This is a genomic window from Streptomyces sp. NBC_01176, assembly GCF_045039825.1.
GTDB lineage: Bacteria > Actinomycetota > Actinomycetes > Streptomycetales > Streptomycetaceae > Streptomyces.
Window position 1 is genome coordinate 7,385,549 of the sequence record NZ_CP108600.1, and the last position, 15,582, is coordinate 7,401,130.

The window sequence follows — 15,582 nt, forward strand, 5'->3', positions numbered from 1 at the left end:
GCGTGGGGGATCAGGACACATGCCTTCGTGCGCGCAGTGCCAGGCTCAACGCCAGTACCGTCTGCGGGTCGTCCAGGTCCGTGCCCAGCAACTCCCCGATCCTGGCAAGGCGGTTGTAGAGGGTCTGCCGGTTGAGATGCAGCTCGCGGGCCGTCTCCGCCTTGCGGCCCGCGTGCGCCAGGTACGTCTCCAGGGTGGGCAGCAGCGGAGGCCTGGAGCGGTGGTCGTGGTCGCGGAGGGGGCCGATGGCGCGGTCCACGAAGGCCGCCAGGTCCGGGTGGTCGCGCAGGCGCCAGAGGAGCAGGTCGATGTCGAGGCGGCGGGCGTCGTACCAGGGGCGGTCCGACAGGCCCTGCGCGGCGGTCGCCGTCTCCGCCGCGTGCCGCAGCCCCGCAGAGGCCGCCGCCCAGCCGCCCGCGACGCCGACCACCACCACCGGTGGCAGCGCACCGGGCCGCTGCATCCCCGCGCGCTCCACGCCCGCCCGCAGCGCCAGTGCCACCCGGTCCGCGACCGCCTGGCGCTCGGACTCCGAACGCAGGCCGAGCAGGAGCGGGACACGGCCCTCGACGGGGCGTACGCCGAGCAGGACCGGTACCCCCACCGAGGCCAGTTCCTCCGCGACGGCCCGGGCCAGGACCGCCCAGCCCCCGCCGGGGGACAGACCGTCGGCGAGCCGCATCACGACGGGCAGGAGCGGGCTCCGGCCCGGCTTGAAACCGAGCACCCGGGCCTGGGCGGGAGCGTCCTCCGCCTGGATACGGCCCTCCGCGAGGTCGGTCAGGAAGTCGCCGCGTCCGCGCGCGGCGAGCTCCTCCTCCTGGCGGGCCTGCATCAGGACGACGGCCAGGATGCCGGCGGCCCGCTCCGCCGCGATCCGGTGCACGGGGGTGATGGGGGCGCCGACCGGCAGCAGGACCAGCCGGGCCCGTACCGAGCCGGTACCGGGACCGCCGCCGGGCACGTCCACGAGCGTCGTCCCGGCGGGCGGCTGTTCCTTGTGCTGGCCGCGCAGACCCTCCCACACCTGGAGCGGGTCGGCGGCCGCGGAGCCGGATCCGGCGGCGTACAGGAGCTGTCCGTCCGCGGTCTCCAGGAAGACCGGGTTGCCGCTGAAGTCGGCCAGGATGCGCAGGACCTGCGGGACACCGCCGCCGCCGAGAAGGGCCTCGGTGCAGCGCCGGTGCACCTCCTCGGCCTGCTGGAGCAGCGCGTAGTGGCCGTTGACGATCTCGGTGTGGATCTCCTCCGTGACCGCGACGAAGGGCACTTCCCGGTGGAGCTGGACGAGGGGGAGACCGGCCGAGCGGGCCGTCTCGACGAGGGCCGCGGGCAGCCGCGCGAAACGCGGGCCGAGCTCGACGACGAGCGCCGCGATGCCGCGCTCGGCCAGCGTCCGGACGAAGGCCCGCTGGTCGGCCGGGCGGGTGCCGAGGCCGTAGCCCGTGGTCAGGAGCAGTTCGCCGCCCTTGAGCAGCGAGGCGATGTTCGGGACCTCGCCCGCGTGCACCCAGCGCACGGTGCGCTGCAGCCGGTCGGCGCCCGCGAGGATCTCCGGCAGTCCGCTGCGCAGCCCGGGCAGCTCCAGCGCCCGCTGCACGGTGATTCCGGCGCCCTGGGTGTCGAAGCTGCTGTCCGTACGGCTGTCCATGCTGCGGACGCTACCCGTGCACCCCGTGCGCGGGCACCTCCGAGGCCGGGGCCGGGGCCGCCGGGCGCCCGCCGGGCCGAGGCCCGCGCCGCACCGTCCGTGCCGAGTCCGGGACCCACGGTCCGCGCCCCTCGCGGAGCGCCCACGGCGGCCGCTGTCCGGCGGCCGTGGTACGTCCCGTCGTCGTACGTCCCGACGTGGTGCTAGCCGCCGTACGCCCCGCTGGCTGTCAGCCTCAGTGCCGTGTCGATCAGCGGCACGTGGCTGAAGGCCTGCGGGAAGTTGCCCACCTGGCGCTGCAGGCGCGGGTCCCACTCCTCGGCCAGCAGGCCCAGGTCGTTGCGGAGCGCCAGCAGCCGTTCGAAGAGCTTGCGGGCCTCGTCGACCCGGCCGATCATCGCCAGGTCGTCCGCCATCCAGAACGAGCACGCGAGGAAGGCGCCCTCGTCACCCTCCAGCCCGTCCACGCCCGCGTCCTCGCCGGAGGTCGGGTAGCGCAGGATGAAGCCGTCCGAGGTGGACAGCTCGCGCTGGATCGCCTCGATGGTGCCGATCACGCGCTTGTCGTCGGGCGGCAGGAAGCCCATCTGCGGGATGAGGAGCAGCGAGGCGTCCAGCTCCCTGGAGCCGTACGACTGCGTGAACGTGTTGCGCTCCTTGTCGTAGCCCTTCTCGCACACGTCCCGGTGGATGTCGTCGCGCAGCTCGCGCCACTTCTCGAGCGGGCCGTCCGCGTCGCCCGACTCGATGAGCTTGATGGTGCGGTCGACGGCGACCCAGGCCATCACCTTGGAGTGCACGAAGTGCCGGCGCGGACCGCGGACCTCCCAGATGCCCTCGTCCGGCTGGTCCCAGTGGTCCTCCAGATAGCGGATCAGCTTCAACTGGAGCAGCGAGGCGTAGTCGTTGCGGGACAGACCGGTCATGTGGGCCAGGTGCAGGGCCTCGGTGACCTCGCCGTACACGTCCAGCTGGAGCTGGTGAGCGGCGCCGTTGCCGACCCGGACCGGGCCCGAATTCTCGTATCCGGGAAGCCAGTCGAGTTCCGCCTCGCCCAACTCCCGTTCGCCCGCGATGCCGTACATGATCTGGAGGTTCTCCGGGTCGCCCGCGACCGCGCGCAGCAGCCACTCGCGCCAGGCCCGGGCCTCCTCGCGGTAGCCGGTGCGCAGCAGGGAGGAGAGGGTGATCGCGGCGTCGCGCAGCCAGGTGTAGCGGTAGTCCCAGTTGCGTACGCCACCGATCTCCTCCGGCAGGGAGGTGGTGGGCGCCGCGACGATGCCGCCCGTGGGCGCGTACGTGAGGGCCTTGAGGGTGATCAGCGAGCGGACGACGGCCTCGCGGTAGGGGCCGTGGTACGTGCACTGGTCGACCCAGTCGCGCCAGAACTCCTCGGTGGCCTCCAGGGCCTGCTCGGGCTCGGGCAGCGCGGGGGGCTGCTTGTGCGAGGGCTCCCACGAGATGGTGAACGCGATCCGGTCACCCGGTGCCACCGTGAAGTCGGCGTACGTGGTCAACGCCTTGCCGTAGGTCTCGCAGGGGGTGTCGAACCACACCGAGTCCGGTCCGGCCACGGCGACCGTGCGCCCCTCGTGCTTGTGCACCCAGGGCACCACCCGCCCGTAGCTGAACCGCATCCGCAGCGCGGAGCGCATCGGGACGCGGCCCGTGACGCCTTCCACGATGCGGATGAGCTGCGGCGCGCCGTCACGCGGCGGCATGAAATCGGTCACGCGGACCGTGCCGCGGGGGGTGTCCCACTCGGATTCGAGGATCAGCGAGTCGCCGCGGTACGAGCGGCGTGCCGCCGTCGGCGGTTCGGCGTCGGCCGCGTGGGCCGGGCCGAGCCGCCAGAATCCGTGTTCCTCCGTGCCGAGCAGTCCCGCGAAGATGGCATGGGAGTCGAAGCGGGGCAGGCACAGCCAGTCCACCGTGCCGTCCCGGCAGACCAGCGCTGCGGTCTGCATGTCTCCGATGAGTGCGTAGTCCTCGATGCGCCCGGCCACGTGCATCTCCAGTCGAACGGCCACGTCGCCCCACGAGGGGCGGTCGCTCTGCGGTCAAGGGAACGTTCAAAACGTTAGAAGGTTGAATGTAAGAACGTTGGTAAAGCGTCGCTGCGGAACGTCAATTATTGGTCCGATTGTCGTTGCGAAACGAACTGACGAGCCCTCGTTGTTCCGGGGTACGGGCGGGGATGGTGCCGTGTGTCGGCCGGGCTCGGCAGCGAGTGTCCGAGCAGGATACGACGCACGTGGAAGATCCGCGTGCCGCTCCCGGTATCCCGGGTGGGCCGATCGAGTGAGTGGCGTGCGGGGTTCGTGTCGACATGTGTGCGGAGCGTGGCCGGAAGCGGCCTCCCCGCGTCGCTGATACCCTGGTAGCCCGTGGACCGGTGGGCAAGAAACCCCCGAACCGCAGCGACGGCACCTCCGAATTTTTCTCGGAAACCACGCCGGTACGCACCCCAGACCGCGACCACGGGAGCCCCCTCTTGGCCATGCCGCCCGCTGCTTTCCGAAACAGCACTGCCACGACGACCAAGCACATCTTCGTCACCGGGGGTGTCGCCTCCTCCCTCGGCAAGGGTCTGACGGCCTCCAGCCTGGGCGCGCTGCTCAAGGCGCGCGGGCTGCGGGTCACCATGCAGAAGCTCGACCCGTATCTGAACGTCGACCCCGGCACCATGAACCCGTTCCAGCACGGTGAGGTGTTCGTCACCAACGACGGCGCCGAGACCGACCTGGACATCGGACACTACGAGCGGTTCCTCGACGTCGACTTGGACGGCTCCGCCAATGTCACTACAGGACAGGTGTACTCGACGGTCATCGCCAAGGAGCGGCGCGGCGAGTACCTGGGCGACACGGTGCAGGTGATCCCGCACATCACCAACGAGATCAAGCACCGCATCCGCCGCATGGCCACGGACGACGTGGACGTCGTGATCACCGAGGTCGGCGGCACGGTCGGCGACATCGAGTCGCTGCCGTTCCTGGAGACCGTCCGCCAGGTCCGTCACGAGGTCGGCCGCGACAACGTGTTCGTCGTGCACATCTCGCTCCTCCCGTACATCGGTCCGTCCGGGGAGCTGAAGACGAAGCCGACCCAGCACTCGGTCGCGGCGCTGCGCAACATCGGTATCCAGCCGGACGCGATCGTGCTGCGCGCCGACCGCGAGGTGCCGACCGCCATCAAGCGCAAGATCTCGCTGATGTGCGACGTGGACGAGGCGGCCGTGGTCGCGGCCATCGACGCCAAGTCGATCTACGACATTCCGAAGGTCCTGCACACCGAGGGCCTGGACGCGTACGTCGTCCGCAAGCTCGACCTGCCGTTCCGTGACGTGGACTGGACGACCTGGGACGACCTGCTCGACCGCGTGCACAACCCCGAGCACGAGATCAACATGGCGCTGGTCGGCAAGTACATCGACCTGCCCGACGCCTACCTCTCGGTCACCGAGGCGCTGCGCGCCGGCGGCTTCGCGAACAAGGCCCGCGTGAAGATCAAGTGGGTCACCTCGGACGACTGCAAGACCCCGGCGGGCGCCGCCAAGCAGCTCGGCGACGTCGACGCGATCTGCATCCCCGGCGGCTTCGGCGACCGCGGTGTGTCGGGCAAGGTCGGAGCGATCCAGTACGCCCGCGAGAACAGGATCCCGCTGCTCGGCCTCTGCCTCGGCCTGCAGTGCATCGTGATCGAGGCCGCCCGCAACCTGGCCGGCATCCCGGACGCCAACTCCACCGAGTTCGACTCCGCCACCGCCCACCCGGTCATCTCCACCATGGCCGAGCAGCTCGACATCGTGGCCGGCGAGGGTGACATGGGCGGGACGATGCGCCTGGGCATGTACCCGGCCAAGCTCGCCGAGGGCTCCATCGCGCGGGAGGTGTACGACGGCAAGGAGTACGTCGAGGAACGCCACCGGCACCGCTACGAGGTGAACAACGCCTACCGCGGCGAGCTGGAGCAGAAGGCCGGTCTGCAGTTCTCCGGCACCTCCCCGGACGGCAAGCTCGTGGAGTACGTCGAGTACCCGCGCGAGGTGCACCCCTACCTGGTCGCGACCCAGGCGCACCCCGAGCTGCGCTCCCGTCCGACCCGCCCGCACCCGCTCTTCGCCGGCCTGGTGAAGGCCGCGGTGCAGCGCAAGACGGGCAAGTAGCACCAGGGTTGTACGGTGGCCGGGGTGTGTGCCTTGCGGGGCACGCACCCCGGTTTCGGTCGTTTTCGTCACCGGGACCGGTTTCTTTTGCACGTGTGGGAGGACAGGGCATGACGATCAAGGACACCGCCGAGGAGTGGGAGGTCAGGGCCACCGCGACCCCCTTCGTCGGCAACAAGACCTCCGTCCGTACCGACGACGTGGTCATGCCCGACGGGTCGGTCGCCCGGCGCGACTACCAGGTCCATCCCGGCTCCGTGGCCGTGGTCGCCCTCGACGAGCAGGACAGGGTGCTGGTGCTGCGCCAGTACCGGCACCCCGTGCGCCAGAAGCTCTGGGAGATCCCGGCCGGCCTGCTCGACGTCCCCGGCGAGAACCCGCTGCACGCCGCCCAGCGCGAGCTGTACGAGGAGGCGCACGTCAAGGCCGAGAACTGGCGCGTGCTGACCGACGTGTACACCACCCCCGGCGGCTGTTCCGAGGCCGTGCGCGTCTTCCTCGCCCGAGACCTCTCCGAGGCGGAGGGGGAGCGCTTCGAGGTCGAGGACGAGGAGGCCGACATGGAGCTGGCCCGGGTCCCCGTCGACGAACTCGTCCGGGGGGTCCTCGGCGGCGACCTGCACAACAACTGTCTCGTGGTCGGCGTCCTCTCCCTGCTCGCCGCGCGCGCCGGGGACGGACTCGACGCGCTGCGTCCGGCCGAGGCGCCCTGGCCGGCGCGCCCCTTCGAGGCCTGACAGGCCCACCGGAGAGCCCTGGACGCCGCCTCCGGGGCTCCCGGTGTCCTCGGCGCCCTCCGGAGCCCCACACCGCACCCACCCGGTCCTACGATCGGCTGATCCGATCGGGGGATCTCTCCGCCGTGCTCCGCACGGTTCGTCGCAGAGCGTGAACTAGGCTCTGGAAACGCCCGAACCGGAGTCCCGGCGGGCTTGCGCGTGCAGTGGGACGGGAGTGTGGCCCGTGACAGATCAGGCGGTGGACACGGACGGCGCGAAAGCGTCGTCGGCAGGGCGGCGTCCGGCTGCCGGGTCCGCTCCTACCAAGGGTCAGTTCCTCGGCCGTACAAGAGAGTTGAAGGAACTCCGGGCCGACATCGAACGTGCCGGACTGGACACCCTCGCGGGCCGCAAAGCCCCTCGCGCACGGGTGCTGCTGATCGCCGGCAAGCCCGGCTCGGGCCGCACCGCGCTCGCCGAGGAACTCGTCCGGCAGGTCGCCGAGAGTTACCCGGACGCGGTGCTGCGGGCCCGGCTCGCCGAACCCGACGGCACCCCGGTGCCCACCGAGCGCACCGCGCGGGAACTCCTCACGGCCCTGGAACTGCCCGCGCCGCCCGGGGCCGGCGCCGAGGACCTGAGCGCGGCCGTGCGCGACGCCCTCGCCACCCGCCGCGCCGCGCTCCTGCTCGACGACGCGGCCGACGCCGAGCAGGTCGACGTCCTGCTGCCCGACACCCCCGAGTGCCTGGTGGTCGCCGTCTCCGGAGGACCGCTGACCGGCATCGCGGACGTCCGCCCCTGCACCCTGGGCGGCCTCGACACCAAGTCCGCGCTGGAACTCCTGGAGCGCTTCGCGGGCTCGGTCCGCATCACCGTCGACCCGCTCGCCGCCGAGGGGCTGGTCGAGGAGTGCGCGGGCCAGCCCGGCGCCCTGGTGCTGGCGGGCGGCTGGCTCGCGGCACGCCCCACCTCGGCCGTCGCCGACCTCGCCAAGCAACTGCGCGCGGACGGCGAGGAGGGCTCGCCGGCCGCGCGGATCTTCCGGCTCACGTACACCGGACTGCCCGCCGCCGCCGCGCGGACCCTGCGACTGCTCTCGCTCGCGCCGGCCGGGCTGGTCGACCCGCACACCGCGTCCGCGCTCGCCGGCTGCTCGGTCGACGCCGCCCGCACCACCCTGGACGACTTCGCCGCGCTCGGGCTCCTGCGGCCCGTCGAGTCGCCGCTGCCGCAGTACGAGGTCCCCGGCTTCCTGCTGCCGCTGCTGCGCGCCCTCACCGAGAGCGAGGACCGGCCGGCCGAGCTGCAGCTGGCCCGCGCCCGGATGCTGGAGCGGACCGTGCGGCTGCTGGTGTCCTGCCGCGCGATCACCGAGACCGACAGCTCGCCGGCCCGCGAGAAACTCGCCGGCATGCCCCGCGCGCTGCGCTTCCCGAACCCCAGGGCGGCCGAGGACTGGCTGCGCATCCGGCAGCCCGCGCTGCTGGCCGCCGCCCGGCTCGCGGTCGCCGACGGCGAGCTGGACACCCTGGCCCGCCGCCTGATGGCCGCGCTGGTGCGGGCGCTGGTCGTCCACTTCGGCACCCGGGCCGCGGCAGCCGAGCTCTACGGCATCCACCGGCTCGTCCTCGACGTCGCCGAGCGGCGCAGGCTGCCACGGGAGCGGGCCGCGGCCCTGCTGAACCTGGCCGACCTGGACGAACGCACCGGCCGCACGGCGGCGGCCCTGGCCCGCTACCGGGCCGCGCTCGACGCCGCGCGCGAGGCGAACGACCCGTACGCGACCGGCCGGGCGATGGAATCCGTAGGCGGCGCCCACCTGGAGCTCGGGGACTTCGACCGGGCCGCCGACTGGTACGGCCGGGCGCTCGCCCAGCGCCTGGCCCGCGACGAGCGGCTGGACGCCGCCCGGCTCTACGGCCGGATCGCCACCGCGCACACCTACGCGGGCCGCTACGGCGAGGCGCTGCGCAACTGGCGTGCCGCCGTCACCGGACACCGCAGGAACGGCGATGTGGCGGCCCAGGCACGGGCGTTGAGCGAGCTGGCGCGGGTGCAGGAGTACGCGGGGCGGCCGGAGGAATCGCTGCGCACCTGCCAGGACGCCATCGAGTGGGCCCGCCGTGCCGAGGACCTTCGGCTGCAGGCCGCGCTTCAGCTCAGGCTCGCCGACACTCTGGACCGACTCGGCGACCCCGCCGCGGCCCGGCTGCACCGCGGCGCGGCCGAGCGCATGCTGGGTGATGAGCCACCGGAGGGCGCGATGGCCATGGAACAGGGCGCTAACGCCTGCGAAATCCGCAGTACATCCGCAGAAGATTGATGCATTGAAAGGCTAGACAGAGAGAATCCCTTCATTAGACTGGCTCCGCTGCGTTCTTTCGTGGTGTCTCCCGGCGCGCCCGTGCATCCGGGTATGACATGCATTGCCCCGGCTTGCGTCGCCCCGGCCGTGCATAGCCCCAGAACCCTCTGAGTCAAGGACCGTGATCGACGTGAAGGTCGGTATCCCCCGCGAGGTCAAGAACAACGAGTTCCGGGTGGCCATCACCCCGGCCGGCGTCCACGAGCTGGTGCGCCACGGCCACCAGGTCTTCGTCGAGCAGAACGCCGGTGTCGGCTCCTCGATCACGGACGTCGAGTACGTCTCCGCCGGTGCGCAGATCCTCGCCACCGCCGACGAGGTGTGGGCCACGGCCGACCTGCTGCTGAAGGTCAAGGAGCCCATCGCGGAGGAGTACCACCGCCTCCGCAAGGACCAGACGCTCTTCACCTACCTCCACCTGGCCGCCTCCAAGGAGTGCACGGACGCGCTCCTGGAGTCCGGCACCACGGCCATCGCGTACGAAACGGTCGAGCTGCCCAACCGCGCGCTGCCCCTGCTCGCCCCGATGTCCGAGGTCGCGGGCCGGCTCGCCCCGCAGGTCGGCGCCTACCAGCTGATGCGCGCCAACGGCGGCCGCGGGGTGCTGCCGGGCGGCGTTCCCGGCGTGCTGCCCGCCAAGGCCGTCGTCATCGGCGGCGGCGTCTCCGGCTGGAACGCCGCGCAGATCGCCATCGGCATGGGCTTCCAGGTGACCCTGCTCGACCGTGACATCAACAAGCTCAAGGAGGCGGACAAGATCTTCGGCACGAAGATCCAGACCGTCGTCTCCAACACCTTCGAGCTGGAGAAGGCCTGCCTCGAGGCCGACCTCGTCATCGGCGCCGTCCTCATCCCGGGTGCCAAGGCCCCCAAGCTGGTCACCAATGAACTCGTGTCGCGGATGAAGCCGGGAAGTGTCCTTGTCGACATCGCGATCGACCAGGGCGGCTGCTTCGAGGACTCGCGTCCGACCACGCACGCCGAGCCGACCTTCCCGGTCCACAACTCGGTCTTCTACTGCGTCGCCAACATGCCCGGCGCCGTGCCGAACACCTCGACGTACGCGCTGACCAACGCGACGCTGCCGTACATCGTGGAGCTCGCCAACCGCGGCTGGGCCGAGGCCCTGCGCCGCGACCCCGCGCTGGCCAAGGGCCTCAACACGCATGAGGGCAAGGTCGTTTACCGCGAGGTCGCCGAGGCGCACGGCCTGGAGCACGTGGCGCTGGAGTCCCTGCTCGGCTGACCCGTGCCCGTCCGGGCCGCCGACGCGCGGTCGCGGACCGGCCGCCGAGCAAAAGGCGATACGTCAACACAGGTCGTCAACGTCCCGCATCCGGCCGGACCTTGCCCAGCAAGGTCCGGCCGGATGTGTGTCGGGTCACTTTGCGACACTCGTTCAACTCGCCACGAACGTAACTCTTCGACCGATTCGCACACCGGTGAAACCTGCTGTGCGACGGCCTTACGCCCTTGACAGAGGGGTGTTCGGTTGCCGACACATCGGGTCGGGTCCGGCGGATTGTGTTGCTGCGGAGCGGTGACACGCCATAGAGTCGCCAACCGTCGGCATGGTGCCACGCTGACCTATCGAGAAGTTTCCTGGTCACCAAGGAGGTAAGACGACTTGTGAATGAGTCGACATTTACTCCCGGGGGTGGTCAACCAGGAATGCCGACGCGGGGCCACGGCCCCACGGGGCTCGAGGCTGTCGGCTCCGTCGCTGTCCGAACCTTCGCAGCCCATCAGAGTCCCCGGATGACTCAGACAGCACACCCGAGCATGGATGGCCATCACGTGAACGCCATGGCCGGCAACGGAAGTGGCGAGAACCGCACCCACTTCGCCGACTACGACGAACTGCCCGAGGGGCACTTCTACGACCCCGATGCCGAGTACGAGCCCGATCCGGAGTACGCGGCCACGCTCGCGCCCGACGCGGCCCGCCAGCGCCGTGAGCGCGTGGGCCCGACCGGACGCCCGCTGCCGTACTTCCCGATCCCTGGCCCGCTGACCGACCACGGCCCCGCGAAGATCATCGCGATGTGCAACCAGAAGGGCGGCGTCGGGAAAACGACGTCGACCATCAACCTGGGTGCCGCGCTCGCGGAGTACGGACGCCGGGTCCTGCTCGTCGACTTCGACCCGCAGGGCGCGCTCTCGGTCGGTCTCGGCGTCAACCCGATGGAGCTCGACCTCACCGTCTACAACCTGCTCATGGAGCGGGGCATGGCGGCCGACGAGGTGCTCCTGAAGACGGCGGTCCCGAACATGGACCTGCTGCCCAGCAACATCGACCTGTCCGCCGCCGAGGTGCAGCTCGTCTCCGAGGTCGCGCGCGAGTCCACTCTGCAGCGCGCCCTGAAGCCGCTGATGGCCGACTACGACTACATCGTGATCGACTGTCAGCCCTCGCTGGGCCTGCTCACCGTCAACGCCCTGACGGCGGCGCACAAGGTGATCGTGCCGCTCGAGTGCGAGTTCTTCGCGCTGCGTGGTGTCGCGCTGCTCACCGAGACCATCGAGAAGGTCCAGGAGCGGCTCAACCCCGAGCTGGAGCTCGACGGCATCCTCGCGACCATGTACGACTCCCGTACGGTGCACAGCCGTGAGGTGCTCGCGCGGGTGGTCGAGGCCTTCGACGATCACGTCTACCACACGGTGATCGGCCGGACCGTCCGCTTCCCGGAGACCACCGTCGCCGGTGAGCCGATCACCACGTACGCCTCCAACTCCGTCGGTGCCGCCGCCTATCGCCAGCTCGCCAGGGAGGTGCTCGCCCGGTGTCACGCCGAGTGAGTCTGCCGGGGGCCGACGAACTGTTCCGCACCACCGGGGGCATGGCGCTCCAGGCCTCCAGTCCCACTCGCCGGGCCGCCAACGGTGAGGCCCGGGTGCCGGCTCCGGCCGGCGAGAGCGACCCGGCCGCCGCGGCGGAGGACGCGCCGCACGCGGTGCCCGTCCAGGGCGGTGACGGCGAGGGCGACGAACACGTCGCCGCCGACTCCGACGCCGACGCGGGGGAGTCACGCAGCAGGGGTACGGCTCCGGAGCGCTCGGCGCGACGTCAGGCGACGCAGGAAGGTTCTGCCGGCGGTTCCGCCGCCGCCCAGCAGCAGTCCCGCAAACGCCAGCGTGCCGCCAACCGGCGGCCCAGCGGGCGGGAGCGGCACGACGAGAAGATCACGGTGTACGTGTCCGCCGAGGAGCTCATGGACCTCGAACACGCCCGTCTGGTGCTGCGCGGCGAGCACGGACTCGCGGTCGACCGCGGGCGGATCGTCCGTGAGGCGGTCGCGGTCGTGCTCGCCGATCTCGAATCCCGTGGGGACGCGAGCATTCTCGTACGACGGCTCCGCGGGCGGTAGCGGTAGCCTGCGACGGCTATGACCTCGAACGACGCCCCCGTCCCCGCCGCCGGCTCCGCCGGTCGCCGACGTGTGCTCGGCCGAGGACCGGGGGCCGGTCCGGCTCCCGCCGCACCGCCGACCGTGCCGTCCGCCGGGGAACCGGCCGACGAATCCGCGGCGGAGTCCGCCGAGGAGTCCGCCGGGCCGGGGATTCCGGCGGAGCCCGAACCACCGACCGGCCCGACGGCGCATCCCGACCCCGGACCCTCTCCCGCTGCGGACTCTCCTCCCGCTCCGGACAGTCCGGAAGTCGGAGCCGGAGCCGGAGCCGGATCCGAGATCTCGGTCACATCCGGGACGTCCGCCGAACACGGAACCCCTGACGCCCCGGAGCGCCCCGCCGAGACGCGGTTGCCCGTCGGCCCGGAAACGGGGACCGCCGTCGACTCGGGGATTCTCGCCGAAGCCGCCGAAGCCGGAGCCGAAGCCGGTGACGGGGTCTTCAAAGTGCGGTTGGCCAACTTCGAGGGGCCCTTCGACCTGCTGCTGCAGTTGATCTCGAAGCACAAGATGGACGTCACGGAAGTGGCGCTGTCGCGGGTGACCGACGAGTTCATGGCGCACATCAGGGCGATGGGACCGGACTGGGACCTCGACCAGACGACCGAGTTCCTGGTCGTCGCGGCGACCCTGCTCGACCTCAAGGCCGCGCGGCTGCTGCCCGCCGCCGAGGTCGAGGACGAGGCCGACCTGGCCCTGCTGGAGGCCCGGGACCTCCTCTTCGCCCGGCTGCTGCAGTACCGCGCGTACAAGCGGATCGCGGACATCTTCAACGCGCGCCTCGACGAGGAGGCCCGCCGTTATCCCCGTACCGTCGGTCTCGAACCCCACCACGCCGAACTCCTGCCCGAGGTGGTCATCAGCATCGGGGCGGAGGGATTCGCCAGGCTCGCCGTGAAGGCGATGCAGCCCAGGCCCAAGCCGCAGGTGTACGTCGACCACATCCACGCTCCGCTGGTCAGCGTGCGGGAACAGGCGGAGATCGTGGTGGCGCTGCTGCGCGAACGCGGGGAAGCCAGCTTCCGCGACCTCGTCGCGGACACCGCCGACACCCTCACCGTCGTGGCCCGTTTCCTGGCCCTGCTGGAGCTCTACCGGGAGAAGGCGGTCGCCCTCGACCAGGAGGAGGCGCTGGGGGACCTGGTGGTGCGCTGGACGGGCGGGGACAGTGCCGAGGAGCCCAGGGTGACGGACGAATTCGACCGGCCGCCCGAGACAGCGAAGGAAGACGCCAAGAAGGAGAAGGCGTGAGCGAGCAGACCAGCGGGATCCCGGCGGGCCAGGGCACCGTCGCCGACCTCGACCTCCGGCCCGCCCTGGAGGCCGTCCTCATGGTCGTGGACGAACCCGCGACCGAGGAGCACCTCGCGAAGATCCTCGAGCGGCCGAAGCGACAGGTCAGGGACGCGCTGCGGGAGCTGGCCGACGAGTACACCGTCCAGGGCCGGGGCTTCGAGCTGCGGCTCATCGCCGGCGGCTGGCGCTTCTACTCACGGCCCGCGTACGCGGCGGCCGTGGAACGCTTCGTCCTGGACGGCCAGCAGGCCCGGCTCACCCAGGCCGCGCTGGAGACCCTGGCGGTCGTCGCGTACCGCCAGCCGGTCAGCCGTTCCAGGGTCTCGGCGGTCCGCGGAGTGAACTGTGACGGGGTGATGCGCACCCTCCTGCAACGCGGTCTGGTCGAGGAGGCGGGCACGGAACCCGAAACAGGTGCGATCCTGTACACGACGACGAACTACTTCCTGGAGCGAATGGGCCTGCGCGGTCTGGACGAGCTCCCGGAGCTCGCACCCTTCCTTCCGGAAGCGGACGCGATCGAGGCCGAGACGCAGGAAGGCGTTCCGTCGTTCGACCCGGATGCTCCTGACGCTCCGGGGACAGACGACGACGCAGACGACCAGACGGAACTTTGATGCGAAGCAGCGGCAGCGGTAGCGGTAGCGGTAGCGGTAGGAACAGCGGCGGGCGCGGCAACTACCGCGGAGACGGCGGGGGCGCCGGACGGCCGAAGGCCGGGGCGGGGCGCGACGACAAGCCGAAGCGCGAGAGCAAGCCCCGTCCCGAGGAGCGCCGCTACGACGTGGGTCCCGGCGCCTCCAAGGACGGCCCGAAGTCCGGGCGCGGCAACGCGGCCCGCGGCGGTGCCAAGGGCGGCCCGAAGCAGGGCCAGCAGCGCGGCGGCCGTACGGAGCCCGCGCGCTCCCGTGAGTACGAGACGCGGGCCGAGGAGCGCAACCGGGACCGGTACGCGGGCAAGCCCGACGTCAAGGTGCCCAAGACCTTCCCGGGCGCCGAGCAGGAGGGCGAGCGTCTGCAGAAGGTGCTCGCGCGCGCGGGCTACGGCTCCCGGCGTGCCTGCGAGGAGCTCGTCGAGCAGGCCCGGGTCGAGGTCAACGGCGAGATCGTCATGGAGCAGGGGCTGCGCGTCGACCCCGAGAAGGACGAGATCCGGGTCGACGGTCTGACCGTCGCCACGCAGTCGTACCAGTTCTTCTCGCTGAACAAGCCCGCCGGTGTCGTCTCCACCATGGAGGACACCGAGGGCCGGCAGTGCCTCGGGGACTACGTGACGAACCGCGAGACGCGGCTCTTCCACGTCGGGCGGCTCGACACCGAGACCGAGGGCGTCATCCTGCTCACCAACCACGGCGAGCTGGCGCACCGGCTGACCCACCCGAAGTACGGCGTGAAGAAGGTCTACCTCGCGCACATCGTGGGCCCGATCCCGCGTGACCTGGGCAAGCGGCTCAAGGACGGCATCCAGCTGGAGGACGGGTACGCGAAGGCGGACCACTTCCGTGTCGTCGAGCAGACCGGCAAGAACTACCTGGTCGAGGTGACCCTCCACGAGGGCCGCAAGCACATTGTGCGCCGCATGCTCGCCGAGGCCGGCTTCCCGGTGGACAAGCTCGTACGCGTCGCCTTCGGCCCGATCACCCTCGGCGACCAGAAGTCGGGCTGGCTGCGCCGACTGTCGAACACCGAGGTCGGCATGCTCATGAACGAGGTCGACCTCTAGAGCGTCCGTCGCTCGCGACACCGTTTCGTTCGCGACCCGTCGTTTCGGCCGGTCCCGGGAGTGCCCCGGGGCCGGCCGACGCGTTTCCGCTCGTGGCCGGGGTGCTTCCACGCCTGGAGAGGCCCTGACGGCCCTGGAGCGGCGCACGGGCACTCGTGGGCACCCTTTCCCGCCTCCCGGCTCCACGGGCCGTCAGCAGGGCGCCAGGGACCGCGGCGGCTCCTTCACGGACGCGCGCCGTCGTGCG

Annotated in this window: 11 protein-coding genes; 9 read left to right on the plus strand and 2 right to left on the minus strand. The window is 71.3% G+C overall.

Annotated features, from left to right (window positions below):
- Positions 1 to 10 precede the first annotated feature (10 nt).
- Both OG199_RS32020 and OG199_RS32025 read right to left on the minus strand, forming a co-directional pair.
- Positions 11 to 1,651 carry a PucR family transcriptional regulator gene (locus tag OG199_RS32020; RefSeq protein WP_405832389.1) on the minus strand — a complete coding sequence of 547 codons (1,641 nt, stop codon included), beginning with the start codon at positions 1,649 to 1,651 and terminating at the stop codon, positions 11 to 13.
- A 203-nt stretch (positions 1,652 to 1,854) separates the two neighbouring features.
- The gene (locus OG199_RS32025; RefSeq protein WP_194280903.1) at positions 1,855 to 3,657 is read right to left on the minus strand and encodes a glycoside hydrolase family 15 protein; all 1,803 of its coding nucleotides are present in this window, start codon (positions 3,655 to 3,657) and stop codon (positions 1,855 to 1,857) included.
- Between the two features lie 494 nt (positions 3,658 to 4,151).
- On the opposite strand from OG199_RS32025, the gene OG199_RS32030 reads away from it, so the two are divergent.
- From OG199_RS32030 to OG199_RS32070, 9 genes are all read left to right on the plus strand, one after another.
- Positions 4,152 to 5,819, plus strand: coding sequence for a CTP synthase (locus OG199_RS32030; protein WP_356807786.1), 1,668 nt, complete (start codon positions 4,152 to 4,154; stop codon positions 5,817 to 5,819).
- A gap of 110 nt (positions 5,820 to 5,929) precedes the next feature.
- Complete coding sequence (locus tag OG199_RS32035) at positions 5,930 to 6,556, plus strand: NUDIX domain-containing protein (RefSeq protein ID WP_405832391.1); 627 nt, start codon at positions 5,930 to 5,932, stop codon at positions 6,554 to 6,556.
- A gap of 226 nt (positions 6,557 to 6,782) precedes the next feature.
- Positions 6,783 to 8,864, plus strand: coding sequence for a tetratricopeptide repeat protein (locus OG199_RS32040; RefSeq protein ID WP_405832393.1), 2,082 nt, complete (start codon positions 6,783 to 6,785; stop codon positions 8,862 to 8,864).
- A 163-nt stretch (positions 8,865 to 9,027) separates the two neighbouring features.
- Positions 9,028 to 10,152, plus strand: a complete 1,125-nt coding sequence (gene ald / locus OG199_RS32045) for an alanine dehydrogenase (protein ID WP_401803048.1) — start codon at positions 9,028 to 9,030, stop codon at positions 10,150 to 10,152.
- Positions 10,153 to 10,577: 425 nt separating this feature from the next.
- Positions 10,578 to 11,705: a ParA family protein gene (locus OG199_RS32050; protein ID WP_266698092.1), complete on the plus strand. Its 1,128-nt coding sequence runs from the start codon at positions 10,578 to 10,580 to the stop codon at positions 11,703 to 11,705.
- Positions 11,690 to 12,274: a hypothetical protein gene (locus OG199_RS32055; RefSeq protein ID WP_356809157.1), complete on the plus strand. Its 585-nt coding sequence runs from the start codon at positions 11,690 to 11,692 to the stop codon at positions 12,272 to 12,274. The genes OG199_RS32050 and OG199_RS32055 overlap by 16 nt, the downstream gene beginning before the upstream one ends.
- A gap of 18 nt (positions 12,275 to 12,292) precedes the next feature.
- Entirely contained in the window at positions 12,293 to 13,567 is a 1,275-nt protein-coding gene (locus tag OG199_RS32060; RefSeq protein ID WP_405832396.1) for a segregation/condensation protein A, read from the plus strand.
- Positions 13,564 to 14,229, plus strand: coding sequence for an SMC-Scp complex subunit ScpB (gene scpB / locus OG199_RS32065; protein ID WP_356809155.1), 666 nt, complete (start codon positions 13,564 to 13,566; stop codon positions 14,227 to 14,229). The genes OG199_RS32060 and scpB overlap by 4 nt, the downstream gene beginning before the upstream one ends.
- The gene (locus OG199_RS32070) at positions 14,229 to 15,335 is read left to right on the plus strand and encodes a pseudouridine synthase (protein WP_405832397.1); all 1,107 of its coding nucleotides are present in this window, start codon (positions 14,229 to 14,231) and stop codon (positions 15,333 to 15,335) included. The genes scpB and OG199_RS32070 overlap by 1 nt, the downstream gene beginning before the upstream one ends.
- The last annotated feature ends 247 nt before the right edge of the window (positions 15,336 to 15,582 follow it).